This is a genomic window from Anabaena sp. UHCC 0204, assembly GCF_009711975.1.
Taxonomy (GTDB): domain Bacteria; phylum Cyanobacteriota; class Cyanobacteriia; order Cyanobacteriales; family Nostocaceae; genus Dolichospermum.
The window spans coordinates 92333-118325 of sequence record NZ_VIKW01000013.1 but is presented as its reverse complement, the minus strand read 5'-3'; the positions used below and the strand labels follow the sequence as shown (position 1 = coordinate 118325).

Annotated in this window: 30 protein-coding genes, 1 other RNA gene and 1 pseudogene; 11 read left to right on the top strand and 21 right to left on the bottom strand. The window is 38.2% G+C overall.

Annotation, left to right across the window (positions count from 1 at the left end):
* Positions 1–61: 61 nt before the first annotated feature.
* The 11 genes from hemB to FJR04_RS13080 form a co-directional block, all read right to left on the bottom strand.
* Positions 62–1072 (bottom strand): porphobilinogen synthase, encoded by a 1011-nt coding sequence (hemB, locus tag FJR04_RS13130; protein ID WP_168495413.1) that lies wholly within the window; start codon positions 1070–1072, stop codon positions 62–64.
* 213 nt (positions 1073–1285) lie between these two features.
* Positions 1286–1678, bottom strand: a transfer-messenger RNA (tmRNA) gene (gene ssrA / locus FJR04_RS13125).
* Between the two features lie 113 nt (positions 1679–1791).
* The gene (locus tag FJR04_RS13120; protein WP_168495411.1) at positions 1792–2190 is read right to left on the bottom strand and encodes a DUF2809 domain-containing protein; all 399 of its coding nucleotides are present in this window, start codon (positions 2188–2190) and stop codon (positions 1792–1794) included.
* Positions 2191–2286: 96 nt separating this feature from the next.
* On the bottom strand, positions 2287–2619 hold the full coding sequence (gene cutA, locus FJR04_RS13115) for a divalent-cation tolerance protein CutA (RefSeq protein WP_168495409.1): 333 nt from the start codon (positions 2617–2619) through the stop codon (positions 2287–2289).
* A gap of 35 nt (positions 2620–2654) precedes the next feature.
* Positions 2655–3107: a hypothetical protein gene (locus FJR04_RS13110; RefSeq protein WP_168495407.1), complete on the bottom strand. Its 453-nt coding sequence runs from the start codon at positions 3105–3107 to the stop codon at positions 2655–2657.
* 98 nt (positions 3108–3205) lie between these two features.
* Complete coding sequence (locus FJR04_RS13105) at positions 3206–4018, bottom strand: hypothetical protein (RefSeq protein WP_174763541.1); 813 nt, start codon at positions 4016–4018, stop codon at positions 3206–3208.
* A gap of 370 nt (positions 4019–4388) precedes the next feature.
* Positions 4389–4607: a type II toxin-antitoxin system HicB family antitoxin gene (locus FJR04_RS13100; RefSeq protein WP_168495405.1), complete on the bottom strand. Its 219-nt coding sequence runs from the start codon at positions 4605–4607 to the stop codon at positions 4389–4391.
* Positions 4600–4926: a hypothetical protein gene (locus FJR04_RS13095; RefSeq protein ID WP_168495404.1), complete on the bottom strand. Its 327-nt coding sequence runs from the start codon at positions 4924–4926 to the stop codon at positions 4600–4602. The genes FJR04_RS13100 and FJR04_RS13095 overlap by 8 nt, the downstream gene beginning before the upstream one ends.
* 58 nt (positions 4927–4984) lie before the next feature.
* Positions 4985–5353: a hypothetical protein gene (locus FJR04_RS13090; protein WP_168495402.1), complete on the bottom strand. Its 369-nt coding sequence runs from the start codon at positions 5351–5353 to the stop codon at positions 4985–4987.
* Complete coding sequence (locus FJR04_RS13085) at positions 5350–6261, bottom strand: hypothetical protein (RefSeq protein WP_168495400.1); 912 nt, start codon at positions 6259–6261, stop codon at positions 5350–5352. Before FJR04_RS13085 ends, FJR04_RS13090 begins: the two co-directional genes overlap by 4 nt.
* Before the next feature lie 11 nt (positions 6262–6272).
* Complete coding sequence (locus tag FJR04_RS13080) at positions 6273–7127, bottom strand: ATP-binding cassette domain-containing protein (RefSeq protein WP_168495398.1); 855 nt, start codon at positions 7125–7127, stop codon at positions 6273–6275.
* Between the two features lie 406 nt (positions 7128–7533).
* On the opposite strand from FJR04_RS13080, the gene FJR04_RS26180 reads away from it, so the two are divergent.
* The 3 genes from FJR04_RS26180 (at position 7534) to FJR04_RS13065 (ending at position 8646) form a co-directional block, all read left to right on the top strand.
* Complete coding sequence (locus FJR04_RS26180) at positions 7534–7710, top strand: hypothetical protein (protein WP_254445281.1); 177 nt, start codon at positions 7534–7536, stop codon at positions 7708–7710.
* 190 nt (positions 7711–7900) lie between these two features.
* Positions 7901–8275, top strand: coding sequence for a hypothetical protein (locus FJR04_RS13070; protein WP_168495390.1), 375 nt, complete (start codon positions 7901–7903; stop codon positions 8273–8275).
* Positions 8276–8334: 59 nt separating this feature from the next.
* The gene (locus FJR04_RS13065; protein ID WP_168495388.1) at positions 8335–8646 is read left to right on the top strand and encodes a DUF433 domain-containing protein; all 312 of its coding nucleotides are present in this window, start codon (positions 8335–8337) and stop codon (positions 8644–8646) included.
* 316 nt (positions 8647–8962) lie between these two features.
* Here the strand turns inward: FJR04_RS13065 and FJR04_RS13060 are convergent, their stop codons facing one another.
* The 8 genes from FJR04_RS13060 to FJR04_RS13025 form a co-directional block, all read right to left on the bottom strand.
* A complete protein-coding gene (locus FJR04_RS13060; RefSeq protein WP_168495386.1) occupies positions 8963–9910 on the bottom strand; it encodes a F0F1 ATP synthase subunit gamma in 948 nt (315 codons plus the stop codon).
* A gap of 159 nt (positions 9911–10069) precedes the next feature.
* Positions 10070–11590: a F0F1 ATP synthase subunit alpha gene (atpA, locus tag FJR04_RS13055; protein WP_168495384.1), complete on the bottom strand. Its 1521-nt coding sequence runs from the start codon at positions 11588–11590 to the stop codon at positions 10070–10072.
* Between the two features lie 137 nt (positions 11591–11727).
* On the bottom strand, positions 11728–12282 hold the full coding sequence (gene atpH, locus FJR04_RS13050) for an ATP synthase F1 subunit delta (RefSeq protein WP_168495382.1): 555 nt from the start codon (positions 12280–12282) through the stop codon (positions 11728–11730).
* Entirely contained in the window at positions 12279–12842 is a 564-nt protein-coding gene (locus tag FJR04_RS13045; protein ID WP_168495380.1) for a F0F1 ATP synthase subunit B, read from the bottom strand. The genes atpH and FJR04_RS13045 overlap by 4 nt, the downstream gene beginning before the upstream one ends.
* A 201-nt stretch (positions 12843–13043) precedes the next feature.
* Positions 13044–13535, bottom strand: coding sequence for a F0F1 ATP synthase subunit B' (locus FJR04_RS13040; RefSeq protein ID WP_168495378.1), 492 nt, complete (start codon positions 13533–13535; stop codon positions 13044–13046).
* Between the two features lie 123 nt (positions 13536–13658).
* Positions 13659–13904: an ATP synthase F0 subunit C gene (atpE, locus tag FJR04_RS13035; protein ID WP_168495376.1), complete on the bottom strand. Its 246-nt coding sequence runs from the start codon at positions 13902–13904 to the stop codon at positions 13659–13661.
* 176 nt (positions 13905–14080) lie between these two features.
* Positions 14081–14836 (bottom strand): F0F1 ATP synthase subunit A, encoded by a 756-nt coding sequence (atpB, locus tag FJR04_RS13030; RefSeq protein ID WP_168495374.1) that lies wholly within the window; start codon positions 14834–14836, stop codon positions 14081–14083.
* A gap of 52 nt (positions 14837–14888) precedes the next feature.
* Positions 14889–15350, bottom strand: a complete 462-nt coding sequence (locus FJR04_RS13025) for an ATP synthase subunit I (RefSeq protein WP_168495372.1) — start codon at positions 15348–15350, stop codon at positions 14889–14891.
* Positions 15351–15664: 314 nt separating this feature from the next.
* On the opposite strand from FJR04_RS13025, the gene FJR04_RS13020 reads away from it, so the two are divergent.
* The 3 genes from FJR04_RS13020 (at position 15665) to FJR04_RS13010 (ending at position 17356) form a co-directional block, all read left to right on the top strand.
* Positions 15665–16132: a type I restriction enzyme HsdR N-terminal domain-containing protein gene (locus FJR04_RS13020; protein ID WP_168495370.1), complete on the top strand. Its 468-nt coding sequence runs from the start codon at positions 15665–15667 to the stop codon at positions 16130–16132.
* Complete coding sequence (locus tag FJR04_RS13015; RefSeq protein WP_168495368.1) at positions 16129–16302, top strand: hypothetical protein; 174 nt, start codon at positions 16129–16131, stop codon at positions 16300–16302. The genes FJR04_RS13020 and FJR04_RS13015 overlap by 4 nt, the downstream gene beginning before the upstream one ends.
* A gap of 373 nt (positions 16303–16675) precedes the next feature.
* Entirely contained in the window at positions 16676–17356 is a 681-nt protein-coding gene (locus FJR04_RS13010) for a hypothetical protein (RefSeq protein ID WP_174763540.1), read from the top strand.
* Here FJR04_RS13010 and FJR04_RS13005 read toward each other — a convergent pair.
* Entirely contained in the window at positions 17353–18531 is a 1179-nt protein-coding gene (locus FJR04_RS13005; protein ID WP_168495366.1) for a class I SAM-dependent methyltransferase, read from the bottom strand. The genes FJR04_RS13010 and FJR04_RS13005 overlap by 4 nt on opposite strands.
* 154 nt (positions 18532–18685) lie before the next feature.
* Between FJR04_RS13005 and FJR04_RS13000 the strand changes: the two genes are divergently transcribed.
* Genes FJR04_RS13000 through FJR04_RS12990 form a run of 3 tightly spaced genes read left to right on the top strand, consistent with a single transcriptional unit; the run spans position 18686 to position 21900 of the window.
* Positions 18686–19729 (top strand): restriction endonuclease, encoded by a 1044-nt coding sequence (locus tag FJR04_RS13000; protein ID WP_168495364.1) that lies wholly within the window; start codon positions 18686–18688, stop codon positions 19727–19729.
* Between the two features lie 51 nt (positions 19730–19780).
* Positions 19781–21352, top strand: a complete 1572-nt coding sequence (locus tag FJR04_RS12995) for an LlaJI family restriction endonuclease (RefSeq protein WP_168495362.1) — start codon at positions 19781–19783, stop codon at positions 21350–21352.
* Positions 21349–21900 (top strand): hypothetical protein, encoded by a 552-nt coding sequence (locus FJR04_RS12990; RefSeq protein WP_168495360.1) that lies wholly within the window; start codon positions 21349–21351, stop codon positions 21898–21900. The genes FJR04_RS12995 and FJR04_RS12990 overlap by 4 nt, the downstream gene beginning before the upstream one ends.
* Positions 21901–22042: 142 nt before the next feature.
* On the opposite strand, the pseudogene FJR04_RS12985 reads toward FJR04_RS12990, so the two are convergent.
* Positions 22043–22288: pseudogene (locus FJR04_RS12985) on the bottom strand (SAM-dependent methyltransferase); the annotation flags it as partial.
* Between the two features lie 127 nt (positions 22289–22415).
* Here FJR04_RS12985 and FJR04_RS12980 point away from each other — a divergent pair.
* Together FJR04_RS12980 and FJR04_RS12975 are read left to right on the top strand one after the other, a co-directional pair.
* A complete protein-coding gene (locus FJR04_RS12980) occupies positions 22416–23759 on the top strand; it encodes a histidine phosphatase family protein (RefSeq protein WP_168495358.1) in 1344 nt (447 codons plus the stop codon).
* 239 nt (positions 23760–23998) lie between these two features.
* Positions 23999–25861, top strand: a complete 1863-nt coding sequence (locus FJR04_RS12975) for an ABC transporter ATP-binding protein (protein ID WP_168495356.1) — start codon at positions 23999–24001, stop codon at positions 25859–25861.
* Positions 25862–25993: the final 132 nt, after the last annotated feature.

Below are 25993 nucleotides of genomic sequence, written 5' to 3'. Positions count from 1 at the left end.
TCGTAATTGGTAATTGGGAAAAATAAAATTGATTACCCAGTCCCCAGTCCCCAGTCCCCAGTTACATCAACATCAAAGCTACTTCTTTGGCAAAATAAGTCAAAATTAAATCAGCACCAGCGCGTTTCATACTGGTTAAAGTTTCTAAAATCACCTTTTTCTCGTCTATCCAGCCATTTTGTGCAGCAGCTTTGATCATTGCGTACTCGCCGCTAACGTTGTATGCTGCAACTGGTAAGTTTGTATTTATTTTGACTTGATGGATAATATCGAGATAAGCTAGGGCAGGTTTAACCATGACAATATCTGCACCTTCAGCAATATCCAATTCAATTTCTTTTAAAGCTTCTTTAGCGTTAGCAGCATCCATTTGATAGGTTTTTTTGTCGCCAAATTTCGGGGTTGAATCTAAAGCATCTCGAAACGGTCCATAATAGGCTGATGCGTATTTAGCGGAGTATGCCAAAATACCAACATTGATATAACCCTCCGCGTCTAAAGCTTGGCGAATTGCGCCGATTCTACCATCCATCATGTCAGAAGGGGCAACAAAATCAGCACCGGCTTCTGCTTGGGAAAGTGCCATTTTTACCAACACTTCGACAGTTTGATCATTAAGAATTCTGCCATTTTCATCAACTAAACCATCATGACCATGTGTGGTGAAAGGGTCTAAAGCAACATCAGTAATAATCATGATGTCGGGAACGGCTTTTTTGATAGCTTTGACAGTTTCCTGTACCAATCCTTCTGGGTTGTAACTTTCTGTACCTGTGTCGTCTTTGTCGTCTTCGGAAATCACTGGGAAAAGTGCAACAGCATTAATCCCCAAGTGGGAAACTTCGGCTATTTCTTTAATTAACAAATCGAGAGAAAAACGATAACATCCTGGCATAGAAGCAATTTCTACTTTTTGTCCTTCTCCTTCCATGACAAACATCGGATAGATGAGATCATCTACAGTTAAAATCGTTTCCCGCACCATTTTTCTTAGGGTTTCAGTGCGACGGAGACGACGGGGACGTTGAGAAAGGTTTAAGGGTTTATCGGTAGATGAGTTTTCAGATGACATACAACTTACCAAAAATGATAATCATTATTATGATAAATCATTGGCTGCATCTAGAAGAATTTTTTGGTATGTAGTTTAAAGTTTCGCACCAAGAAAGGGATTAATTTCGGGATGGGTTAAATTTTGAGGGGTGTAATAGCTTGACTTTTGGTAGGTAAGATCAAAAAAGTCCGCTGACGCATTCAAGTGTCTAGCGGACTGATAAATTATTGAAAATGGAGCTTATGGGAGTCGAACCCATGTCCAAATTGGGTATTAACCCTCCACTCGTTCACAGGTTTAGCCTTTCTGACCCTCAAGGCGGGAATCGTTCATTATCCCGAACGTAGGATGCTCTGATTTAATCTTAGCCATCAAGCCAACCAGAGAACGCTTGAGTGGAGCATCCGTTGGGGGTTAGGTCTTTAATCCTTAACGGAGTCAAATTAAAGACGCTCGAACCTGAAAGAGGTTTCTTAGGCAGCTACTAGAGCTTCCCGACGAGCAAATTTTACGATATTGTTCGCATTTACTTTTTTTTCGAGTCATTGATTTCCGAGAGGTAACTCGCTCTCGACCTGAATCACAGAGTAGCTTTCGCCAACCTGTCGAAACCGTTAAAGCCCCATGTGCTTCACACTTTTATTATAGTACGGAATTCTGCCATTTGACAATAAATTTAAAGTAGAGAGAAATATTTTATCGCTGATTGCGATCGCCTTGATTAGTCCAATACCAATTTATTTCGATTTTGCACCCCATATCAGATGTAACCACAGCCATCCTAATCCACTACCAACAACATAATAGGGGAAATCTGCCCAAGTGAAGACACTACCGAGTATCATCTTTCCCCACCAAAATGAACGTAACCAATTGAGAATCGGTGGATGCCACAATTGCAGAAATTCCAATAAGCAAGTAATTATGAATACCCATATAGGAATTTGCCAAACTGCTCGACGGGTGGGGATAAACAGAAATGCAAATAGACACCAAAATATTTCATAAAAAATCCCTCCTACCTCTTGGTTCAACCATGAAATAGAATAGCGATAGTGACTGTATGAAAGTCCAATGGGAAGAATAATAGCTAGAGAAATAATAGTTCGCCAATGAATCTTTTGAAGTAGTGGCATTATTTAATATCCAATTTGTGCGATCGCTCTTATCTTTGTTACACCCAGAAATTGGGTAACAAAATTCACTCAATTTAACTGCAATCCAGCTAAAGATTATTTGTTGCTATCTGTAGTTTTTGTTTCTGTCATTAACCAATTGAGGTAATCCTGATTTCCTTGTTCAATTGGTAAAGCCACCACACAAGGTACTTGATATGAATGTTTTGATTTCACCTTTTCTGTTAGTTCTTCAAATAAATCACGACGCGATTTCATTATTAAAATAGCTTCTTTTTCTACTTGTAATTCACCGTTCCACCAATAAATGCTTTCCATCCCGTCAATGATGTTGGCACAGGCTGCAAGACGGGCTTCTACTAAGACTTTACCTACATTAAGGGCTTCAGCACGGTCTTTACAAGTGACGTAAACAAAAATAAATTCCATGTGTTAACTCCAAGTATCACTCAGTTAAAAACAAGCTAATCCTGAGATGTCCAGGTTCGTAATTTAGTTAGTGTAGGTTTATTAACATTGACAAAATTTAGCCGATATTCGTTCATAGGTACAGGCGAACCATTGCCTTCACGAGTAACTACAATAAATGCTGTTTGATTGAGTGGATCTTTGGTAACTTTGTCTATGAAATTAAACTGTATGGGTTTTAACTCATTTAAAGATCGTGGTTTTTTAAATCCTGGTTGGGAAATACAAAAAATCGCTGAACCATCTATATATCTTGCAGAATAAAACCAGTAAGGTTTCCTTTTTGATTTAAACTCTGATTTATAAAAAACAGTAAATCTATCGTCTTCCTTTAATGATTGATTTTGCTTACATTTGTTGTCAATATATGTTTCTTGGGCATAAATAGGAATTGAAAAGCCCAAAGTTAAGCTGAGAGTTAATACGGCTAATAATCTTTTTGTTTTCATGATTGCTTATAATCCTGTGTTAATGACAAATTTATCAATATAGACTACTGTAATTGTCATTGAATTGGCGATTTTTTATTTTAAATCCTGTATTGCAACTATGGTTCTAATTGTTTAATTAATTTAGCAGTAGCAGGGGTAGCTCGGAAAGATTGACCATTGTACAAAAATGTCAGTTGATGTAATTTTGGTTTAGGTAATTGTGGTTCACACTGGTCATCACTGCTTCTGGTAATACCTTTTGCTTCCCTGGCTTCTGTGAGTTTTACAACCAGGTCTGCGCGTTTATCTTGGTTGGTGTTTCGTAGTGCAAAATCTTTGATTTCTACGTCATAAAATGGTGGACGACAACTAGCTGTATTTGAACCTACACTTAATATTTTTGTGCTGCTGGTTTTAGTAGAACCGATTTCCAATTTATCAAGTCTTTGGGAAAAATAACCCTGTCCCATATATGAAACTTCACAAACTAGGGAATCACGACCTGTTTTATTAGAGATTTTTAGACAACTATTGGAACGCAATCCTTGTTCATATCGGATTCTAGACCAACCATTATTAGTACGCCGCAATAAAACAGAACCTCCCCAATTACCTGCATGGGGTTCACAGCCACCCAAGTCTACCAATGCTTCACGACTACCGGCTTTGGTAAAACTGCCATAAACTACAGATGTTAAGGTAGCAGTTCCATCATTATAACTGGTAAATAACGGGCATTTTTTGCAAACAATTTTCCCTTTTTCTTGTGTAATATTCCCAGCACCACAAATACTTTGCATCAGGGTAATAGCATTCTTTTGGGAGGGAACTATACTATCTTTTTTGACCTCTTGTGCCAATGTTTTGGTAGTGATAACTTGGGCTGCTAGGATTGTTCCTAATAGTAAAATGGATTTCAGTTGCTTCATGGTCTTTGAAAAAGATAATTATTGCTACAGGATGTTATTTAAAAAATGGTTAGAGTGCGATCGCAGATAAACAGAGTATAATTGATATTCATAGTTTCCTCTAAAAATTTGGTATGGTGATTATGGGGGCGATCGCCTGAAAATTGAACATGATAAAATCAAGGATTTATATTTGTCTCAATTGACCTGCTAATTTCCGTTTACCAAATACAGCACTTTCCGATGTTATGAGGTACAAATTGCGAGTATTGCATTTTGTAATGACTTGATTTTAGTAACAAATAATTTGGCAGATTTTCAGGATTTTGAGGATCTGGTGATTGAGAATTGGTTTATTTAGGTTGGTTAGATTGAGTCCAGAAATTCAACTCTATGCTGCGTGACAAACCGTAGGTTCTGGAAGTGGATCACCAGCAGATGCGTAAGCAATAATCAGAGAGTCTAAAGCTTCAATTCCATTTGCTGCTGCTAACTCGTAAGTATCCCCATGAGTGCGCCATTTTTGTCCAGGGAAATCAGGGAATCCTACTAAAAAGCAATTATCTTCTTCAGACCACTGGATAATCATTTGATACTTGAGTTTACTCATCTTGTTCTTTACCTACTAAGGTAGGAATTTTTTCGTTGTCTTCCTCTATCACTATCTCTTCTACCCGTATAAAGAATGATATAACAAATCCTATAATGCTGAAAATAAAAGCCAATGCAGAGACAGAAATAATAATCTTAGCATTTTTTGTCTCTTGTAGAGGATTAGTTTCTATAATCAGACCAGGAATGTTTTGAATTTGATCATAAGGCTGGTCTGCAATTGCTAACTTCATAGTACCATAGAGAAAAAATATTACACTCATTATCATAATGATAATAGCCATTAATCTGACAAGAAATTTGATTATTTTCTTCATGTTTAGCTCCTCAAAAAATTATAAATCTCAAGTTTATGATCTTGTATTACTGCATTTTTTACTTTTGATTTGATTTCACAATTTCTACTACTCCATCTACTATATGTATTAGTACATCTCTTCCTCCATCTATTGTATGTATTACTACATCCCTTGTTCCATCTGTTGTATGTATTAGCACATCTCTTCCTCCATCTATTGTATGTATTACTACATCTCCAACTACATTTCCAAATTGTAGGATAATTTGTCCTATTGCTGAATTATATAAATAAATACCAACGTTTTTTAGGATTTCCCAAATCCAAGGATTTGGGAAAATCTGTCCAGTATATATTGGAGTAGCTGCAACCAACAAAGGTGTTAATAGTAGAAGAATCAAAGGTAATATGCTAAAAATTCTTCTATCAATATCTAACTTAATCATTTCAATGATTCTCCTTTAAATTTAAACGTGAGATATTTACGAAATGTTAGACCGTTTATGGTTATAAATTTAATTACCACAGATAGAAACAGTAATAATAAACCTAAACCAGCAGTTACTAAGAAATGTGTTTGATTATCAGGCAAAAGTTTAACCAGTGCAAGTGGCATTGTATAGGGAAAGAATTTTGTGATCATACCTACTGAATTAATTAAACTTATAGGTATATAAGCTATTATCAGAATTATAGGAATGACAACAGCAATGATAGAAATAAACATTCTGCTGAGATAGTTTTTAATGTTGAAGTCAATAAATACAACCATACCTCCAGATATAAGAATGTGACTCATTAAACCTTCAATATCTACAAGCAATGAATTAAGGGGAAAATCATTTATCCACGTACAAAGTACAGCCCAAATAAGACTTAATAAACCCATAAATAGAGCATATATTATCACCCAAATAGCCCTAGCTGCTGCAATTTCATAAGGTAAACAAGGAGTTAGACGTAACCACAACGTTTGATTAACCAAAAAACTATTTCCCAAAGGTAATAACAAACCAAATAAGAACAAAAGAGATATTCCTAACCAACCAATTAAATAAAAATCCTGTAATAGTTCTATTCCAAAATTTCTTGATGCTGTTAGTGAGGAAGTAGGAAATTCCAATCCGAAATAACTAAAGCTATTATCATTGTATGATAACGGCAGAGTAGAAAATCCAACTAATAACGACAAGATACTGAAATAGAAAACAGAGTATTTAACTACTTCTGATATATTAAACTTTATTCCTAAATCATTTTTCAAAAAACCAAATACTGCATGAGAAAAAGGTTCAAGTTTTACCATTTTCATTAAATAAGGTATTAACAATAACCATATTTTTTGTATATTCATAAAATCCCCTGCTATATTTTATCACCTACAATTGTAAAATCTGATATTGATGTATCAGTAAATATTTCTCCTATAATCTCTTCAAATCCATCTTTACAGAGAGTTGGATAGACTTGTTTTGCTTCCCCTCCATTTGTTTTCACAGCACAATTAAAAGTAGGGACTTCTCTATGTTTTAACTCTGCATTAGATAATTTTTGAATATTAGTAGTCAGTCTAGCTACTTCATGAATTCTATGGGAAATCCATAAGATTGCTAATTGCTGATCTTGTGCTGCATATTCTACCGCTTTGAGTATAATTTCTTTACTTTGATCATCTAAACCTTCTGTTGGTTCATCTGCAATCAGTAACTTTGATTTTTTTCCTAATGCTAAATAAGCCATTAGTCTCATTCGTTGTCCATTAGATAATTCACTAGGATCAAGTTTTTCTAAATCAGAAGTAAGTAGGTTTTTAAGTTCTTCTTTCTTCTCAAAAAATGGAGATGTAGATTCTAAATTCTCCTGACTCCATATTTTCCATAAATTTTCAAAAGTTCTCCTAACCTCACCAACGGAAATACCTGATGGTAAACCTGACTCTCCTAACTTATAAGAAGGGTTGCCAATATAACCCAGCCAAGGATAGTGTTTATTATAAGAAACCTCTTCACCAAATAATTCAACTCTACCTTTTGTGGGTTTACATAAACCAAGTAAAAGTTTAACTATAGTAGATTTACCAGACCCATTATCTCCGACAACTCCAATTCTTTCTCCTAAAGATACTGTAAGATTTACATTCTTTAGGAGTATTTTATTTCTATTTGGATAAGTAAATGTAACATTTTCTAATTTAAGTAATGGGTTGTTTTTTTCTAACATATTATTTAGTCTTGAATGTGCTGTGATGCTTTGAGAAGCGCAAAAATATTGATCTATAAAAACGCATACGTATTCATATTTTTATCACTAGAGTAACTTTTTGTACAATTGCTCATTAGACCTCAACTTAATTTGATAAATTTATTATGAGCATTGTATAACAGTAATATTATTCGTGACAAGAACATTACTGTTAAGTATTGTACACAGTCCTTATCCGCAATGAGCAAAATATTAGCAAGTAATTATACTAGCATTTAGCCTTGTACACTGAATTTACTGTGGTCAAATATTTGAATTAGAGAGTGATCACTTTTACTATAAGTAACTTATCAGTTCGCTCTACCAATTGCTATAATTACACCAATAGCCTTTCTCACTGCTTTGATTATTGTTAAATATTTAGATGACTTTTAAAAGACGCTTTACAATGACGTTATTACAAGAAATAATTAAATCTCTTGATGATTTATCTGTAGAAGATAAAATTTGTCTGCTTAACTTACTGAAGTCTCAATTATCCCAAAACAAGGAAAAGGAACAGATAAAAACTTTTAATCCTGACGGTGAAACTTTCTGCTAAATGACCTTGCGATTTCGGGAACGAATGGAAAGAGAAGGTATTGAATTTACAGATGAAGATTTTGCAAATCTTAGAGATCGTAGTCCAGGACGGGAGGTAGAACTGTGAGTTTTCGTTTTATTTTAGACACTAATATTATTTCGGAAATTTTCACGCTAACCTATAAATAAACATACCATCCCTAACCAAAATGGCACAATTAACAATTCAAGTACCGGACGAACTAGCAAACCGCTTACAACCCATATTACATCGTCTTCCAGAACTGCTTTCGCAACTCCTAGAAAAAAATACACCAGAAACATTAACTTTAACTAATTCTAGTGATACTACTAACACTTATACTGAGGTTTTAGACTTTTTAATTAAACAACCAACACCCGAACAAATAGCTAAATTTAAAGTTTCAACCCAAGCACAAACACGGTTAGAAGACTTATTAGAAAAAAACCATAATGGTACAATTTCCGAAGCAGAAAATAGCGAATTAGATATTTATGAACAGCTAGATCAATTAATGATTTTACTTAAAGCTAGAGCTTACAGCGTCGTTAAAAAGTTTTGACTATAACTGGAAATTTTGTCATAATATAAACATATAGCAACCTAGCTAGATAAAATAATATGTTAACCCTCAATTACCCACATATCATCAAAAACGATCATCAGTCAGCAAGATTACAGCGTTTACCGAGAATTAGAGTAGCGCAAATTGTCATGGATTATCTTGCTTATGGTTGGTCAGTAGAGGAAATGTGCCGTCAACATCCTTATTTAACATATAGTGAAGCTCATGCTACTATGGGTTATTACTTCGACCACCAAGAAGAAATTGACCAAGAAATTAAACAGGAATGGGAACAAGTACAAGAAAGTATTAAGGAATCAGTACAATCCCCATTCTATAGCAGAATGAAAGCGAAAGGACTGTTGTAAATGCCTATTGCTTTATATAAGGAAAACAATTTTCAGGATTAATTTTTGGACATCAATTAGGTGGCACAATTGGTCAATTTGTTAAGGATTTAGAATTTATTGCTCAGGCTTCTGAAATTGACGAATGGATGAATGTAGTTGAATATATTCCTTTCAAATAATTTAAATATGAATAAAAATATTATTGATGATCACATAATCATTATTTTTAATAAAAATAGAGTATAAATTGAAATTTAAGACTTATTAAGAAATTTAATAATTGATGATTGGCCATAGTTCATTTTATAACTACCTCCAATCACCAACTACCAAATTAAGTTAGTGCTTCTGCACCACCGACAACTTCCAGAAGTTCCTGGGTAATTGCGGCTTGACGGGCTTTGTTATAAGACAAAGACAAACTTTTAATCAACTCACCGGCGTTTTCGCTGGCGTTACTCATTGCTGTCATCCGTGCGGCTAGTTCACTCGCTGCTGATTCCTGTAATGCCCGTAATAGCTGATTGCTCAGATACAAAGGTAACAATGAATCCAGAATTTGCACTGGATCTTGTTCAAAAATCATATCGCGAGGTAAAGCCCGGACTTGACTAACAACTTTCTCCCGTTCAACTTGGAATTGACCACCACGGGTAGTTAAGCGGAAGATTTCGTCATCTGCTGCTTCTAAACCTTGGGTATCCAGGGGTAGAAGGGTTTGGACTACGGGACGAGAACTAACCAAGGATACAAATTTTGTATAGACTAGCTCAATCCGGTCTACTTTTTCGGAAAGGAAAAGAGAAAGTAGTTCATCAGCAATATTTGTAGCTTCTGCGGCGGTAGGAATTTGTTCTAAACCGCTGTAGGTTGCATCAATAGGCTGATCCCGGCGTTGGAAGTATTGGGTAGCTTTGCGGCCAACCAACACATAATTATAGTCTAGACCTTCCGCTTGGAGTTCCTTGGCGCGATTTTCTGCCCGGCGAATTACGTTACTGTTGTAACCACCACACAGACCTCGATCGCCAGAAATTACTAATAATCCTACTGTTTTAACTTCGCGTTTTTTCAGTAGGGGTAAATCCACGTCTTCAAACCGCAGTCTGGTTTGCAAGCTAAATAATACTTGCGCCAAACGGTCTGCGAAGGGACGGGTAGCAATTACTTGTTCTTGAGCGCGACGGACTCTCGCCGCTGCTACAAGCCGCATGGCTTCTGTGATTTTTTTGGTGTTTTTGACCGACTGGATGCGATCGCGTATTGATTTGAGATTAGCCATAATCCGATTTTAGATTTTAGATTTTAGATTTTAGATTCAGAATTTCGGATTTTAGATTAGAATCATCTAAAAATAAATATCAAATCCCTTTATGAACTGATATCTAATTTCGGGACAAGTCTATTTAATCCAAAATCCAAAATCCAAAATCCAAAATTGTTACGCTGCTGCTTGGAAGGTCTTTTTGAACTCGGAAAGAGCAGCTTTCAAAGCGGCTTCTTCTGGTTCTCCGAGGGCTTTGCTACCTTGTACTGCTTGGAAATATGCAGTGTTAACATTCTTCAAGTAATCACGTAGACCTTTAGCGAATACGGTGACTTTATTTACAGCAACGTCATCTAAATAACCGTTAATACCAGCGTAAAGAACGGCTACTTGTTCAGCTACAGAGAGGGGGTCATTTTGGGGCTGTTTGAGGAGTTCCCGTAAGCGGACACCGCGTGCTAACTGATCTTGGGTAGCTTTATCTAAGTCAGAAGCGAATTGTGCGAAAGCTTGTAAGTCGTCAAACTGCGCCAATTCCAACTTAATCTTACCGGCAACTTTCTTCATTGCCTTGGTTTGTGCGGCAGAACCTACGCGGGATACAGAGATACCGGGGTTTACAGCCGGACGGATACCAGAGTTGAACAAGTCAGAAGACAAGAAAATCTGACCGTCGGTAATGGAAATTACGTTGGTAGGAATGTATGCAGATACGTCACCAGCTTGGGTTTCGATAATTGGGAGGGCGGTCATGCTGCCTTTACCCAATTCATCGCTCAATTTAGCAGCGCGTTCCAACAAGCGGGAGTGGATGTAGAATACGTCTCCAGGATAAGCTTCCCGACCGGGTGGACGACGGAGGAGCAAGGACATTTGGCGATAAGCCTGAGCTTGCTTGGAAAGGTCATCGTAAATGATTAAGGTTGCTTTGCCTTTGTACATGAAATACTCAGCAATACTAGCGCCTGTGTAGGGAGCTAAGTATTGTAGGGTAGCTGGGTCACTGGCGTTAGCAGCTACAACTACGGTGTAGTCCATTGCGCCTTTTTGTTGCAAGGTTTGAACTACGTTAGCAACGGTGGAAGCTTTTTGACCGATTGCTACGTAAACGCAAACGACATCTTCACCTTTTTGGTTAATGATGGTGTCAATAGCGATCGCTGTTTTACCTGTTTGACGGTCACCAATGATTAATTCCCGTTGACCACGGCCGACGGGAATCATGGAATCAATAGCGGTGATACCTGTTTGCATCGGTTCATGTACTGACCGACGGGCAATAATCCCAGGGGCGGGGGATTCAATCAATCGGGTTTCGGTGGTTTTGAGATCACCTTTACCATCAATGGGGCGACCCAAAGCATCAACAACACGGCCAATGAGGGCTTCACCTACGGCTACTTGGGCGATTTTACCAGTAGCGGTTACGGAGCTACCTTCTTGAATCTCCCGACCTTGACCCATCAGTACCGCACCAACGTTATCTTCTTCTAAGTTTTGGGCGATACCAATTGTGCCGTCTTCAAATTCTAGGAGTTCCCCAGCCATAGCTTTTTCTAAGCCATAAATCCGGGCAATACCGTCACCTACTTGTAGCACTGTACCAACGTTAGCAACTTTAACCTCTTGGTCGTATTGCTCGATTTGTTGTTGGATGATGCTGCTGATTTCGTCAGGTCTAATGGAAATGCTCATTTGTTGTGCTAATTAGTTTCACAAAGAAGTTAATGATAATTGGTGATTGGTGATTGGTGATTGGTGATTGGTGATTGGGGACAAATTATACCCATTACCCATTACCGATTACCCATTACCGATTACCCATTACCGATTTAGTTACTGCTTAAACGCAAGGAGAGACGACGGAGTTGACCACGCAAACTAGCGTCAATTACTTGAGAACCAACTTTGATAATCACGCCGCCAATTAACTCGCTGTCTATTTTGGTTTCTAGTTCCACTTTGGCAGCTTTGGTGAGGGCGATTACTTTTTCTGTAATTGCTTGCTGTTGGGCTTCTGTCAGGGAAACCGCAGAAGTTATTTCCGCTAATACGGTTTGATTTAGCTGGCGTAACAGCGCCAAATACTGCTGTAAAATTGGTTCTAAGAAGGCAATCCGTCGTCTGTCTACTAACAGCAGTAAAAAGTTACGTAGGTAAGGGTTTACACCTTCTCCCAGTAATTGTTTGAGGAGATTTTTCTTGTTCTCTGGCTTCACAAAAGGGTTGCCCAAAAAGTTATTTAGTTCTTGACTCCCTGTCAATAAGCCTAGAAAAGTTCGTGCATCTACTCCCACTTCTTCTGTCAAGTTTTGAGATTGAGCTATAGACAACAGTGCTTGTGCATAAGGCTGGGATATTTCAGCAATTGCTGCATTACTTTTCATACCTCGCCTCCCAGTTGTGCAATGCTGCGATCAATTAAAACTTGTTGAGCATTATCGCTAATGCCATCTTTGAGTTCTCCTTCAACTTTTTGCAATGCTTGAAGCACTACTTTTTGTCGGAGTTGGGCGATCGCTCTTTCTAGTTCTGAATTCAAATCAGCCGTTCCCGCTTCTTGCATCCGCTGAATATCTACAGCAGATTGTGCCAAAATTGCATCTTTAGCAGTTTGGGCATTAACTTCGGCGGTCTGTTTGATTGATTGAGCTTCTGCTTGAGCTTGTTCTAGCTTTTGCTGCGCCTCTTTCAGTTTGGCGGCGGTTTCTGCTACTTTTTGCTCTGCACTCTTAATTGCTGATTCAATATTGTCTCGGCGAGATTTTAAGTTACTACCCAAAACCTTGCGTCCAAATACGATCAGCACAGTAATAATAATGGCCAGGTTAATCAGGTTGGTATCTAAAATATTCGTATTTAGACTAAACCCACCTTCTCCAGCTGATTCAGCCAATTCACCTCCGACGGCGACAATATCCGCCGTCAACAGTAAAAAAGTCCCCATGATTCTTTATCCACTAACTGCGATGCCAAATTTCCAAATTTTTTGTCATTTGCTAGTTGTCAGTCGTCAGTTGTCAGTTGTCAGTCGTCAGTTGTCAGTTTTTAGATGACTCATTTCTGTTACCTGTCACCTCTTACCTCCTACCTCTTACCTGTCACCTGTCACCTATCACCTATCACCAACAATGACCATGTTCACAAGTTAGCGTTGGCCGACTAAATCAGCACCTAACAGCTTTTCTAGGATTTGGCGACTCAGGGCATCTACTTGTGTTTCCAATGAAGCTAGAGCTTGTTGTTTTTGCTGTTCAATTTCACCAGCCGCTTTTTCTTTTTGGGCTTGAGCTTCTTGTTGCGCGATCGCAACTTTTTGAGCAGCGATTTTTTGAGCTTCAGCTTGGGCATCAGCAATAATTTTTTGAGCTTCTCGTCTTGCACCTGCAAGTTCTTGCTCATATTGCTGGGCTAATGCTTGTGCTTTTGATAAGCGTTCTTGGGCTTCTAATTTGTTGGTACGGATATATTCATTCCGGCCATCAATAGCATTACCCAGTGGCTTATAAAGAGTTGCATTCAATATCAGGGCTAATACTAGAAACTGGATTGCCATTAAGGGCAGAGTAGCATCTAGATCAAACAGTCCCCCTTCTTTGGCAACTTCTTCCACGGCCAATAAGGTGATCCAGTGTGTCATGATTGCTTAATTCCTATCTACATTAATTTTGGTTCTGAGTTCCGAGTCATGAGTTATGAGTTAGATTTCATAACTTTCCAAAAGACGTGATTACTCACGCCTAGACTCAGAACTCAGTTGTGATTATGCGAAGGGGTTAGCAAATAGTAGCACTAGAGCAACTACTAGACCGTAGATGGTTAGAGCTTCCATGAACGCCAAACTTAACAGCAATGTACCGCGAATTTTGCCTTCAGCTTCTGGTTGACGAGCAATACCTTCTACAGCTTGTCCTGCTGCATTACCTTGACCAATACCGGGGCCGATTGCAGCTAAACCAACAGCTAGAGCAGCGGCGATAACGGAAGCAGCAGCAACTAATGGATCCATGATATTCTTTCCTTAATTTAGAGATACGTTGGGTGTTGTATTTGTCAGTGGTCAGTGGTCAGTAGTCAGTTGTCGGTTATCGGTTGTCAGTTGACTAATTTCTGTCACCTGTTACCTGTCACCTGTCACCTATTTCCTGTTTCCTCTAATAGCTGACTCTTTTCATCTGAGGGGGTTTAGTGGTTTCCCTCATGCTCTTCGCCATGATGGTCTTCCATCGCTTCGCCAATGTAGGCAGCTGCGAGGGTGGCAAAAATTAGTGCTTGAATGGCGCTGGTAAATAGTCCCAAAGCCATTACTGGCAGAGGCACGAACAAGGGTACTAGTAGTACCAGCACTCCCACGACCAGTTCATCAGCTAAGATGTTACCGAATAAACGGAAGCTTAGGGACAGAGGTTTGGTGAAATCTTCAATAATCTTGAATGGCAACATGAACGAAACTGGTTGCACATAGTTACCGAAATAACCTAAACCCTTTTTGCTGAATCCAGCGTAAAAATACGCTAATGATGTCAACAATGCTAAGGCAACAGTTGTGTTGATGTCGCTTGTGGGTGCTGTTAGTTCGCCTTCTGGCAGATGAATTAGCTTAAATGGAACTAATGCCCCTGACCAATTTGACACAAAAATGAACAAAAACAAAGTGCCTACAAATGGCACCCAGGGGCGATATTCTTTCTCGCCGATCTGGTTTTTGGCCAAATCTCGAATGAATTCTAGGGCGTACTCCATTAGGTTTTGTACGCCACTGGGAATCCGTTTGACGTTACTGCTTGCCAAGACGGAAGCTAGGACTAACACGCCAATAACAAACCAAGAAGTGAGAAACACCTGACCATGTAGCTTTAAGTTGCCTATTTGCCAGTACAGATGTTTGCCAACTTCCAATTCAGCAAGTGGAAGGGAGTAGACGTTCAGAAAATTCAGCATTTTCTTTCCAATTCAATCGTTTCTCCAATATTACCTGGAGAATAGGAGCGGTTTAAGGTTGCCGGAGCTTGGATGAGTCAGAGATTAACGCTACCCTAACTACATAGATGATGAGTGTGGCTTTGTAGGTGAGAAATCCCAAGAATATGGGAAGTATATGCAGTTGATCTAACCGTGATCCCAGCAAAATCAGCACTACTAACAAGGCTAACCGAGTTTTGCTCAGTTCTTGTTTTTCCCGTCCCAACCGTTCAACATCTTTTGCCAACATCCTCAAGTAAAGCACACCTGCACACGCCCCTAATAAATAATTTAGAGCAATGTTTAGTGAGTAAGCAATCCAGACAGAGATAAAGACTACCCCTGTTAAAACAAGTGTGGTTACTAACAACTCTTTATAGAGTTGATAGAACTCTTGCATGGAAGAGTCTACTGGTTCTGTGTTTTCAGAACCAGACTGAGCATCTTGTTGTGTTGTCTGAGTAGGCGCAATTGATTCTTCTGACAGGCTCACGGCACTTGAAACCAGTACATTTAAAATATGATGACTGCACATTCAGTCAGCTGAATCATATCACGATCCGGTAACAATACTTTAGGAAAAAACAATTAACTTATTTTTGGTCAGTTGTTAGTTGTCAGTTGTCAGTGGCAAGAGAATGAGGTGTTACTGGTTTTTTCATGAAGGGGGGGTTAGTAAGAGTAGTTGTTGTTTGAGGAGGTGTCTTACTCCGTTTAAGTTTAGCTCGACTTGGGCTAAAATGTTAGTCAATATGGCAGAACAATCAGATTTGTTCATGAACTCAAGTTCTATATTTCGGCATTGCTATGGAAATATCACATCCAGATATTATTGTCACCAGTCCAGATGGAGAATATTTGATGATCGTTGAAGTAAAATCCAATGATGTCAGGAAGCAACGTCAATATGGTATGAATCAGCTTGAACGCTCAATGATTGAATTTGGTTGTTCCATTGGTTTACTTGTGGCAGGAGAGCGTGTTATTGTCCTCCAGGATTCTTTTGATGACTCTCATGGTTCATCAATTCGTGTAGTTGGTAAAGCAACACTTCCACATTCTTTGTTACCACCAGCAGATGAGCAATGGAAGGGAAACCCTTACCTTGAGTTTGAATCACGAGTTCAGCGATGGTTAGAGAAATTGAAACTGCAAACCAGTATGGACAGTTTACCAGATGATTTGAGAGCTTTGTTTGGCGGACGGATAATCAATCTTCTGCGACTTGGTGAAGTCAGGGCTGGTGGACAAAGGTGGAGTAAAGTTGCAAAATGAAGCCTCAAGCGGTTTTTGTCGAAACAAACTGGGTTGTAGATATTCTTAAACCTGAACATTTACAGACTCCCCAAGCGGCTCAATTACTTGAACTTGCTGAAGCTGGAGAGTTTGAGTTACAAGAGCATCCGGTAAGAGTAAAGCTCAGTGTCTTTAGACCTGAGATATAAGCGACACTATGGCTAACGCCACGCTACGCTAACGACAAGTTCAGTGACCGCTCGTGCAGTTCGACCCTTCGACAGGCTCAGGGCATCGCAAGCTCACTGACCACGGTTTTAACCGCATAGAGTGTTTCTTTTCATGAAGATTGGTTGAGATGCGCGAAGTTTTGTTATCTTTGCTCTCAATGGTGTTATACTGTTCACAACAGGAATGGTAATCAACCTGTATAAAAACCTAACTGCCTAACGGCTTTTCTGGTCCTTGACAACTGAAGATATGGGTTCTATTCCATAGTTCTAGTGACTGCCCTCCGAATAGGTAAAATCTTCATGGGAGCTAGACGACACAGAATTATAAACTCAATCAAAATTTGCAGTAATGCAACTACCTTCGGGCAGAGGGAAAGTTAACGCTTGGGGAGAGAACCACCTCTGGCTTAGATACCGCAAGGGTTCTAAGTTAAGTGGACTCGTTGAACCAAGAATCTCAGTGGCTTTAGCCCTGAGAGTGTCAAATCTACCTGCTATCTGCCTAACAGAAGCACGTGAAACTATACCCCGACGATTCACTCCACGTACTGATTCTAACGATCTACGTAAATTTGTCCAATGGGCGAAAAGACAGGGGAAACTGACTACAGAAGATGCTAATGCAGCGTTTCGAGTCTTTGATAAGTTTGATGGATTGGTTACAAATGAATTAACAAAAGTTCCAGAAAGATTGAGAGAATTAGCCCAGCATCCACATTTGAATGTTTTTCCACTTTCAGAATCTATGCTAGAACGGCAAGTGTCTATTGGGGCAATGGATACTTCTCTAAAACCTTATGATATGGCTGTATTGGCTGCAATTCTTGTCAGGGCTGAGGATTTGCAACAACAAGGACATTCATGGGTGGGTTTCTGCGAACTAGATTCTGATCTTCAACCTTGGGATAAAAATGGTGTGTTGAAGCCTATTCTTAGTGATCTCTACAATGCTTCTCGAATCTGGGTGTATCGAGATTTTTTGGTGGAAGATGTAGATGAACTTCCCGAAGTTTGGTTCTCTTCTAATTAACCAGGTGTCAGTAAAATCATTTGTTGTTTCAAAAGACTTCTAACTCCATCTAAACCAAACTGCACTTTGGTTAAAATCTCTGCTACGGTAGATTTCCCATCACAGCTTTGCATGAATTCAAATTCGGCTGTTGATAATTTAACAATTTGGTAATCGTAATTAAATAAACATTGACTAGGAAAACCATCTATGCAGGGGTTCAGTTCAGGAATGGCTGCTAATAATGTGCTATCTGCTGACCAATCGGTTTTACTGAGGGGAGGACGACCAAGAAAAAATTCATAATGGGTAACTTCAGGATTCAGTAATTCTATCAATCTATAACGTTCTTTTTGACTTAATTCTTTAGCCCGGTCAATTAACTCAGGTGCTTTTTCTAGCAGGGTTTCTAGTTGCCAAAAACCAGGATTTGAGAACCCTAGAAACTCTAAACCGGAAGCATCTATTAATTCAAATAGTGTATCAATATTGTAGTCAAATTCTTGAGGATGCACATACATATCAGCAAAACATTCATCTCGCTGGTTTTCCATTGCCCAACGTTCTTTTTCCCGCTTGACAATGCGGTTGTTTTCTGGTAAAGAGGCGAATATTTTTCTACCAACTTCGACACCATCGCGGTAATCGCCTTTTTTGCTACCTTGGAGGAGAGCGATCGCTTTTTGCATGAGTTGAATTTCCCAGCGTCCCAATTCCCCATAGACAAAAATGTGCATTAAGCCACCGGGGGCTAACTTTTTGGCTAAGGCTTGAATACCGCGAATGGGATCTGGTAAGTGATGTAATACACCTACACTATTAATTAAATCAAATTCCCCTGGCAACTGTTCCACATCATACAAACTCAGATGATGGAATTCTACACGATCAGCACCTGAGCTTTGACAGCGTTTTTTTGCTACTTCTAAAGTTCCCGCACTTAAATCTATGCCCACTACCTGCGCTTGTGGGTTGAGATGTACTAAATATTCTGTTCCCACACCTGAACCGCAACCAGCATCTAAAATACGGATATCTTGTTTTTGTGGTTTTCTACCCATGCAGAAGTTGTAAGCGGCTAACCAATTCCAACGCCAATTATAACCAGGTGGCGGTTCATCCAGAATCGGTTCAGGGGGAAATGGATAGGTGTCGTAAAGTTTGGCAACAGCAGCACTTACTTGGGAGTCAGACATGATTAGGAATAACGCAGCATTTCTGATTTTAGCGGATAGGGGGTGATGAGAGTAAAAAAGTTTTACAGCTTACATACAGCTAGTTGACACACCCAGTATTAATGTATAATATTTGCATTGAGTTTTAATAGTTGTTTATCAGGTATCAGCAATCATGAATCAACCTATTCAAAAAATTATCTTCGGTAGCCCTGGAACTGGTAAAAGCTATAGAATTGTTTACGAGATTATACCTAAACATTTACAGATATATGAAGAAAATAGAGAAAACATTATTAAAACAGTATTTCATCCAGAATATACCTATGGGGATTTCATGGGCAAATTAGTGCCAATTACCAGAAAAGAGAGGGTAGAGTATAAATACTATGAAGGACACTTTTTAAAAGCACTATCCAAGGCTTATAAAAACATAGTTGAGTCCCATGACAAGAATGGATTTAAAATTGATGAACCCAAGAATGTAGCTTTGGTTATAGATGAAATTAATCGCGGTAATTCATCTGCGATATTTGGAACAGTTTTTCAACTATTGGATAGGGATAAAGATGGTTGGTCAAGCTATGGAATTAATATAACTGAACTTGAATTTAGAAGCCTTTTGGAACTAATGGGAGTTGAATTATACGAAAAAGATGGAAAAATAGAAAAGTATGAATTACACCCTTTTAATGCTGTTACTCTCAAAAACTTTCAAGAAAAGATCAAGTTTTTGAAAATTGACTTAGAAAATAGAACTATTTGGATTCCTCCAAATCTATCTATCTTAGGCACAATGAATACTTCAGATAATTCCATTTTTTTCATGGATAGCGCTTTTAAGCGTCGTTGGGATTGGGAGTTTGTAAACTGGGATAACACCAAGCCTCCTAAAGCGACATATGGAGACGAGGGAGTTTTAAACAAAGATGAATGGAAAAAGCTTCAAACAAAGCTTAACAACTTTATCAAAAGTCATCATGCCTCGATTCGGGGAATTGAAGACAAGCAAATTGGGTATTACTTTATCAAAGAGCCTATTACTTCTGAACAAATACAAAATAAACTAATGTTCTTTTTGTGGGATAGCGTTTTCAATCGTGATAAAAAACCACTAGTAGAGCTTCTAAAAGTAACAAAAGATAATCTGGTAACTTTTGGAGATTTCACTAAACTACATAATATTTTTGTTGAAAATATAATGAACTTCAATAACTGACTGTGCCACTCAGCTATAACGTGGAAATACTAGCCTAAATTTTTAATTTCTATGTTTGATTTTTCTAGTTTTAATGTGGTCAAAGATTCTAAGGATTTTTTTATTGGTATTCGTAAGTCTAAAGTTGGAGAAAATTTCGAGTTTTGTCTGCCACATGGCTTTGATAATTTTCCAGAGGGTGACTTCAACGCAGTACGAGATTTATTTTTTAAGATGTATCGTACCTTTCGCAAGTTTGAACGCGATAATTTAGACTCCAACCGATTTAACAGAAATCAACCTGACTTTCAGCGAGAACAGGATCAAACGACTATTTCATCTGGTGGAGTCAAGATACAAACAGAGGAAGGAGATGTTTGTGTACTCTACAGTAAGATTAAAATGATTGAGCGAGTTCTAGAAGCTTACGATGACTTAGCAATCAACTCCATTCAAAAAAAAGTAAGACGTAGTGAAGACATCGACTATTCTCAGATTCATAAATATCTAGATCGTGCTATCTATCTGAATGACGATGTAATTTATGTTGAAGCAATGGATCTGCCGTGTTTAACGATACGCTATCAAAGCACTGATATTGTCAACCTGTATTGTTATATTCTCGATGAGATTGTTGAGCAGTTAAATGGTGATGTCCCAGATAATATTAAAGCCCGCAATCAAGAAATTCATTTTCTTGCTCAAGGCTTCAAGGAGGATTATTTAACTAGTAACCAGTCTATTTTTGACGAGAATACCTTTGAGGAGACTATTAATGTTCTTAAAGAAGCACTAGATAATATAGATAAGAACACCTATTACAAAGATACTGATTATTGGGGAATTTATGAAGCTATTGAAACATTCCTTTACGGTGATCTAAATCCTGAGAAAGGTGATGGTGAAGTTTGGGGAATACATGGGTTCTCTGTAATTTGGGAGGATATGTGCCATAGCTATTTCTTTAAGAAATACCGCAACGAAATTTGCTATGCGGACACGGATATACCTCTGAAAGATTATAATAACCCAGAAAGAGAAGAGAAAGAGAAAAATCGAGTTGGAAACTGTAAAGCTAATGGTGGATTTACACGGTGGAATCAATGGGTTTATTCCACAGATTCAAATAGTTCTAAATCTTTAGGAAAAGTAGCAGAAAAATTTAAATGGGATGAAATGCTTTGTATTGAATTTGATTTAAATGATGGAACATTAGTTTACTTGCACCCCAAGTATGATAAGTTGGAAAAACGAAATAGAAGTCAAGCACTACGTCGGTTTCTACGTCCTGATTTAATTTTAGAATCAAAGATAAAAAAAATTGACAATAAAGTTATAGAGGGTAATTTTATAAAAATAATTGATTATAAAGATGTCCCATTAGAGTTTTATAAAAATAAAGAACTAGATCCCAACTCAGACAACAAATATAGGTTAGATATCATCAAGCAACTTACATACGAATATGCTCTCCAGCAAACACATGAGGTTTCTGGAAGTGAGTTTTTTATTCCTTATTACTATAATGTAGAACCATCTAATCCATTAGGTGAATTGGAACTAGAACTAAACCTAAATGGTATAGTAATTTTTAGGGCAAATTTCTCTTTAATACAAAATATTTATCTAGAAGATAATCTATGAATGTTGAGTCAGATATAATTGGAATCCGATCTACAGATACAGCCTTTGACAGTCTTTATATTCCTTTCATATCTTTTGCTAACCAGGAGCAAAAGAAGGCTGTAGAAGATTACATAATTTCGCAAGCGGCTAATTTTTTTAAGAAAATAGAAACAAGGCATCCTGCTGTTATTAGTAGAACTCAATTACCGTATTCAAAACTTATTACAGACAAAGATTTTAAAGATTGCAAAACAATCAAAATAAAATATTTTTATAAAAACTTCTTTCATGACTTAGAACGAGATTCTGATGGTAAATTAAAATTAAGAATAAAATGGAGTATCACTTTTGATGAAAAATGCACTCCAATTAAGTTGGTAAGTCTTCGGAAAGATTATCGTGGTTATGATCCTAAGCCTAACGATTTTTCCGATAAAGACGTGCAAGGCCGTCCACATCGAAAATACGGTACTATAGAAATTAATGGAGAACCAGTATTTTACTATATTTATTTCACAATTCAGGAAATATTAGATGTGGTAAAAGAAATACCTCACTTGAACTGAATATATTCAACACATCATAAGTTAACTGGGGTGCAATTGTCCGGGATTGGAAAAACCTACAAAGTCTAATTCAGAAGCTTCGATTAATTCAAATAATGTATCAAGATTGTAATCAAAATTGTCATCAAATTCCTGGGGATCTTCCCACTACCTGCGCTTGCGGGTTGAGATGTACTAAATATTCTGTTCCCACACCTGAACCACAACCAGCATCTAAAATACGGATATCTTGTTTTTGTGGTTTTCTACCCATGCAGAAGTTGTAAGCGGCTAACCAATTCCAACGCCAATTATAACCAGGTGGCGGTTCATCCAGGATGGGTTCAGGGGGAAATGGATAGGTGTCGTAAAGTTTGGCAACAGCAGCACTTACTTGGGAGTCAGACATGATTAGGAATAATGCAGCATTTCTGATCTTAGCGGATGGCGGTTATTTGGGCAAAGGATATTAAAATTAAACCTTCCAGGGACATTTTGCAGTAAAATTATTCCTTTAATATAGAGGAAAGCAAAAAATGACCCGTGTGATCATCGTGCGTCATGGCCAAAGTACCTACAATATAGAAAAACGTATTCAAGGGCGTACTGATGCCTCATCTTTAACTGAGAAAGGCCGTAATGATGCCAGTCAAGCAGGAAAAGCCCTCAGTAGTATTTCCTTTCAAGCTATTTATAGTAGTCCCCTTCAGCGAGCAAAATCAACAGCGGAAATTATCCGCGGTCAATTAACTGAAAAATCTCCTATTATTCAAATTGATGAACAGTTGGTGGAAGTTGATTTACCCCTCTGGGTAGGAATGACGACAAGTGAAGTTCAAGAAAAACTAACTGAAGATTACCGCATTTGGAAAGAACGTCCCCACGAATTACGGATGGTTTTGCAGGAAGAGTCAGGAACTAGAGAACATTTCCCAGTTCTGGCTTTATACGCCCAAGCTAAACAGTTTTGGCAAGAGATTCTCCCCCAACATCAAGGAGAAACTATCCTGATTGTTGGTCATAATGGCATTAATCGCGCCTTAATTAGCACGGCTTTGGGAATTTCCCCCAGTCGTTACCATTGCATACAACAATCTAATTGTGGAATTAGTGTCTTGAATTTTGTTGGTGGTTTGGGTGAACCGGTGCAGTTAGAATCCCTAAATCAAACTCAACATCTGGGTGAAACTTTCCCTTCTCTACGTCCTGGTCACAAAGGGGTAAGATTATTATTGGTGCGTCATGGGGAAACTGAATGGAATCGTCAAGGTAAATTTCAAGGACAAATTGATATTCCCCTCAATGATAATGGCAGAAACCAAGCTGCAAAGGCCGCAGAATTTCTCAAAGACGTAAATATTGATTTTGCTGTTAGCAGCACTATGTCTCGTCCCAAGGAAACAGCGGAAATTATCTTAAAATATCATGCTAGTTTAAACTTAGAACTTTTTGATGGTTTAAGAGAAATTAGTCACGGACTTTGGGAAGGCAAATTTGAATCAGAAATTGAACAAGGATTTCCCGGAGAATTAGAACGTTGGCGGACAATACCGGACAAAGTGCAAATGCCAGAAGGGGAAAATTTAGCACAGGTAAGCGATCGCAGTGTTACTGATTGGAATACTATAGTTAAAAATGCCGAAGCGCAGCAATTACAATTAGGATTGGTAGTTGCTCATGATGCTACTAATAAAACTTTATTGTGCCATATTCTCGGTTTATCTGGAGAGAATTTCTGGAACTTCCGTCAAGGTAATGGTGCTGTAAGTGTAATTGATTATCCTCATGGGAGTGATGGTTATCCAGTTTTGCAAGCAATGAATATTACTGGCCATTTAAGTAATAGTGTTCTAGATAAAACTGCGGCTGGGGCGTTGTAATTGGATTAATTGTCAGGGTAATTGATACAGCAGGAGAAGTCGTAGGGGCGAAGCATTCGGGTGATTAATTATCGGTTTTTTCCCAAGTTTATTTTCCGAATGCTTCGCCCTTACACCGAATGCTTCGCCCCTACAGTGTTGATCTGCAATCTGCTGTAAATTACCCTAACTCTGACTTTACTGTTTTTTTTATTTAGAATTAAGAATTAAAATTTAATAATTTATTTGTTCCCAATCCTATGAAAGAAATAGTTTTAGAAGTTCGCAATCTCCAAGTTGAATTTATCAGTGACAGTAGCCAAGTCAAAGCAATAGATAGTATTAGTTTTCAGTTACATCGGGGTGAGACTCTAGGTATAGTAGGAGAATCGGGGAGTGGAAAATCAGTTACAGCTTTAGCAATCATGGGTTTGTTGCAATATCCCGGTAAAGTGAGTGGGGGAGAAATTTGGTTTTCGCGGACAAATGGGCAACCACTAGATTTATTAGCTTTACCACCTAAAGAAATGCAACTATATCGGGGTGGTGATATTGCGATGATTTTCCAAGAACCGATGAGTTCTCTTAATCCAGTTTATAGTATCGGTTTTCAGTTGCAAGAAGCAATTATGCGACACCAGAATGTCAATGCAATGGAAGCCAAAAGAATTGCGATCGCGGGTTTACAAGAAGTTAAACTTTTACCTAGTGATGAACAAATTCAAGAACATTATCTTAACTATGATCTGTCAGAATCAGGGGGATTTAAATTAGCACAGTTGGTGAAGGAACACAAAGAAGCAATGTTAGATCGCTACCCTCATCAATTATCTGGGGGACAGCTACAACGAGTTATGATTGCAATGGCAATTTCTTGTAATCCATCTGTGTTAATTGCTGATGAACCAACTACTGCTTTAGATGTCACAGTCCAAGCGACAATTCTGGAATTGTTGTATGAATTACAACAAAGTCGGAATATGGCAATGATTTTTATTAGCCATGATTTGGGGTTAATTTCGGAAATTACTGACGAAGTAGCAGTAATGTATAAAGGTAAAATTGTCGAAAATGGCGCAGCGGTACAAATTTTCAGCAATCCCCAACATCCTTATACAAAAGGGCTTGTAGCTTGTCGTCCCCGGCTTACTCATCGTCCTCACAAATTGCTGACTGTCTCTGACTACATGAGTGTAGCTAAAGATGAATTTGGAAAAGTAATAATTGAGGCTAAAGAACCTGCACAACCTGCGGAAATTACTAGGGAGGAAATTCAGGAAAGATTAGCAAAGATCAGTTCTCAGCAACCTCTGTTGACCGTTAGTAACCTGGAAGTGGGTTTTCCTGTTAGGGGGGTATTTGGAGAAACAAAACGCTACCATAAGGCAGTAAATGGGGTTTCCTTTGATGTTTTTCCGGGCGAAACTCTGGGATTGGTGGGAGAATCTGGTTGTGGCAAAACTACCTTGGGTAGAACGTTGCTGCGATTAATCGAACCAATGAGTGGTCAAATTGTATTTGATGGCCAAAATATTACTAACCTGACGGGGAAAACTTTGCAACAGTTAAGACGGGAAATGCAAATTATTTTCCAAAATCCTTTTAGTTCCCTGAATCCCCGGATTAAAATTGGCGATGCAATTCTCGAACCGCTATTGATTCATGGTGTTGGTAAGTCAAAACAACTCCAACAAGCTAGGGTAGTGGAACTTTTAGAACGGGTAGGTTTAAGCGCCGATGACATGAAACGCTATCCTCATCAATTTTCAGGTGGTCAGCGTCAACGGGTTTGTATTGCGCGGGCTTTGGCTTTAAATCCTAAGTTTATTATTTGTGATGAGTCAGTTTCAGCTTTAGATGTATCAGTACAAGCGCAGGTTTTAAATTTATTAAAAGAATTACAAGCGGATTTTCAACTGACTTATATCTTTATTTCCCATGATTTAAGTGTAGTGAAATTTTTGAGCGATCGCATTTTAGTCATGAATCAGGGCAAAATTGTCGAATCAGGAACATCTGAAAGTATTTATCTTGAACCAAAAGAAGAATATACACAAAAATTAATTGCGGCCATTCCTACAGGTAGTCCTGAACGAAAGAAGGTGACAGGTGACAGGGAGTAGGGGAGCAGGGGAGCAGGGGAGCAGGGGAGCAGAGGAGCAGGAAAAACTTCTTAACAACTGACAACTGACAACTGACAACTGACAACTGACAACTAACCTTAAAGTACAAAAAATGAGGGCTATGTAATTATG

Excerpts from the sequence above, each read along its gene's own strand:
- hemB (WP_168495413.1), bottom strand. The coding sequence starts at position 1,072 with ATGTCATCTGAAAACTCATCTACCGATAAACCCTTAAACCTTTCTCAA.
- FJR04_RS13120 (WP_168495411.1), bottom strand. The coding sequence starts at position 2,190 with ATGCCACTACTTCAAAAGATTCATTGGCGAACTATTATTTCTCTAGCT.
- cutA (WP_168495409.1), bottom strand. The coding sequence starts at position 2,619 with ATGGAATTTATTTTTGTTTACGTCACTTGTAAAGACCGTGCTGAAGCC.
- FJR04_RS13110 (WP_168495407.1), bottom strand. The coding sequence starts at position 3,107 with ATGAAAACAAAAAGATTATTAGCCGTATTAACTCTCAGCTTAACTTTG.
- FJR04_RS13105 (WP_174763541.1), bottom strand. The coding sequence starts at position 4,018 with ATGAAGCAACTGAAATCCATTTTACTATTAGGAACAATCCTAGCAGCC.
- FJR04_RS13100 (WP_168495405.1), bottom strand. The coding sequence starts at position 4,607 with ATGAGTAAACTCAAGTATCAAATGATTATCCAGTGGTCTGAAGAAGAT.
- FJR04_RS13095 (WP_168495404.1), bottom strand. The coding sequence starts at position 4,926 with ATGAAGAAAATAATCAAATTTCTTGTCAGATTAATGGCTATTATCATT.
- FJR04_RS13090 (WP_168495402.1), bottom strand. The coding sequence starts at position 5,353 with ATGATTAAGTTAGATATTGATAGAAGAATTTTTAGCATATTACCTTTG.
- FJR04_RS13085 (WP_168495400.1), bottom strand. The coding sequence starts at position 6,261 with ATGAATATACAAAAAATATGGTTATTGTTAATACCTTATTTAATGAAA.
- FJR04_RS13080 (WP_168495398.1), bottom strand. The coding sequence starts at position 7,127 with ATGTTAGAAAAAAACAACCCATTACTTAAATTAGAAAATGTTACATTT.
- FJR04_RS26180 (WP_254445281.1), top strand. The coding sequence starts at position 7,534 with ATGACTTTTAAAAGACGCTTTACAATGACGTTATTACAAGAAATAATT.
- FJR04_RS13070 (WP_168495390.1), top strand. The coding sequence starts at position 7,901 with ATGGCACAATTAACAATTCAAGTACCGGACGAACTAGCAAACCGCTTA.
- FJR04_RS13065 (WP_168495388.1), top strand. The coding sequence starts at position 8,335 with ATGTTAACCCTCAATTACCCACATATCATCAAAAACGATCATCAGTCA.
- FJR04_RS13060 (WP_168495386.1), bottom strand. The coding sequence starts at position 9,910 with ATGGCTAATCTCAAATCAATACGCGATCGCATCCAGTCGGTCAAAAAC.
- atpA (WP_168495384.1), bottom strand. The coding sequence starts at position 11,590 with ATGAGCATTTCCATTAGACCTGACGAAATCAGCAGCATCATCCAACAA.
- atpH (WP_168495382.1), bottom strand. The coding sequence starts at position 12,282 with ATGAAAAGTAATGCAGCAATTGCTGAAATATCCCAGCCTTATGCACAA.
- FJR04_RS13045 (WP_168495380.1), bottom strand. The coding sequence starts at position 12,842 with ATGGGGACTTTTTTACTGTTGACGGCGGATATTGTCGCCGTCGGAGGT.
- FJR04_RS13040 (WP_168495378.1), bottom strand. The coding sequence starts at position 13,535 with ATGACACACTGGATCACCTTATTGGCCGTGGAAGAAGTTGCCAAAGAA.
- atpE (WP_168495376.1), bottom strand. The coding sequence starts at position 13,904 with ATGGATCCATTAGTTGCTGCTGCTTCCGTTATCGCCGCTGCTCTAGCT.
- atpB (WP_168495374.1), bottom strand. The coding sequence starts at position 14,836 with ATGCTGAATTTTCTGAACGTCTACTCCCTTCCACTTGCTGAATTGGAA.
- FJR04_RS13020 (WP_168495370.1), top strand. The coding sequence starts at position 15,665 with ATGGAAATATCACATCCAGATATTATTGTCACCAGTCCAGATGGAGAA.
- FJR04_RS13015 (WP_168495368.1), top strand. The coding sequence starts at position 16,129 with ATGAAGCCTCAAGCGGTTTTTGTCGAAACAAACTGGGTTGTAGATATT.
- FJR04_RS13010 (WP_174763540.1), top strand. The coding sequence starts at position 16,676 with ATGCAACTACCTTCGGGCAGAGGGAAAGTTAACGCTTGGGGAGAGAAC.
- FJR04_RS13005 (WP_168495366.1), bottom strand. The coding sequence starts at position 18,531 with ATGTCTGACTCCCAAGTAAGTGCTGCTGTTGCCAAACTTTACGACACC.
- FJR04_RS13000 (WP_168495364.1), top strand. The coding sequence starts at position 18,686 with ATGAATCAACCTATTCAAAAAATTATCTTCGGTAGCCCTGGAACTGGT.
- FJR04_RS12995 (WP_168495362.1), top strand. The coding sequence starts at position 19,781 with ATGTTTGATTTTTCTAGTTTTAATGTGGTCAAAGATTCTAAGGATTTT.
- FJR04_RS12990 (WP_168495360.1), top strand. The coding sequence starts at position 21,349 with ATGAATGTTGAGTCAGATATAATTGGAATCCGATCTACAGATACAGCC.
- FJR04_RS12980 (WP_168495358.1), top strand. The coding sequence starts at position 22,416 with ATGACCCGTGTGATCATCGTGCGTCATGGCCAAAGTACCTACAATATA.
- FJR04_RS12975 (WP_168495356.1), top strand. The coding sequence starts at position 23,999 with ATGAAAGAAATAGTTTTAGAAGTTCGCAATCTCCAAGTTGAATTTATC.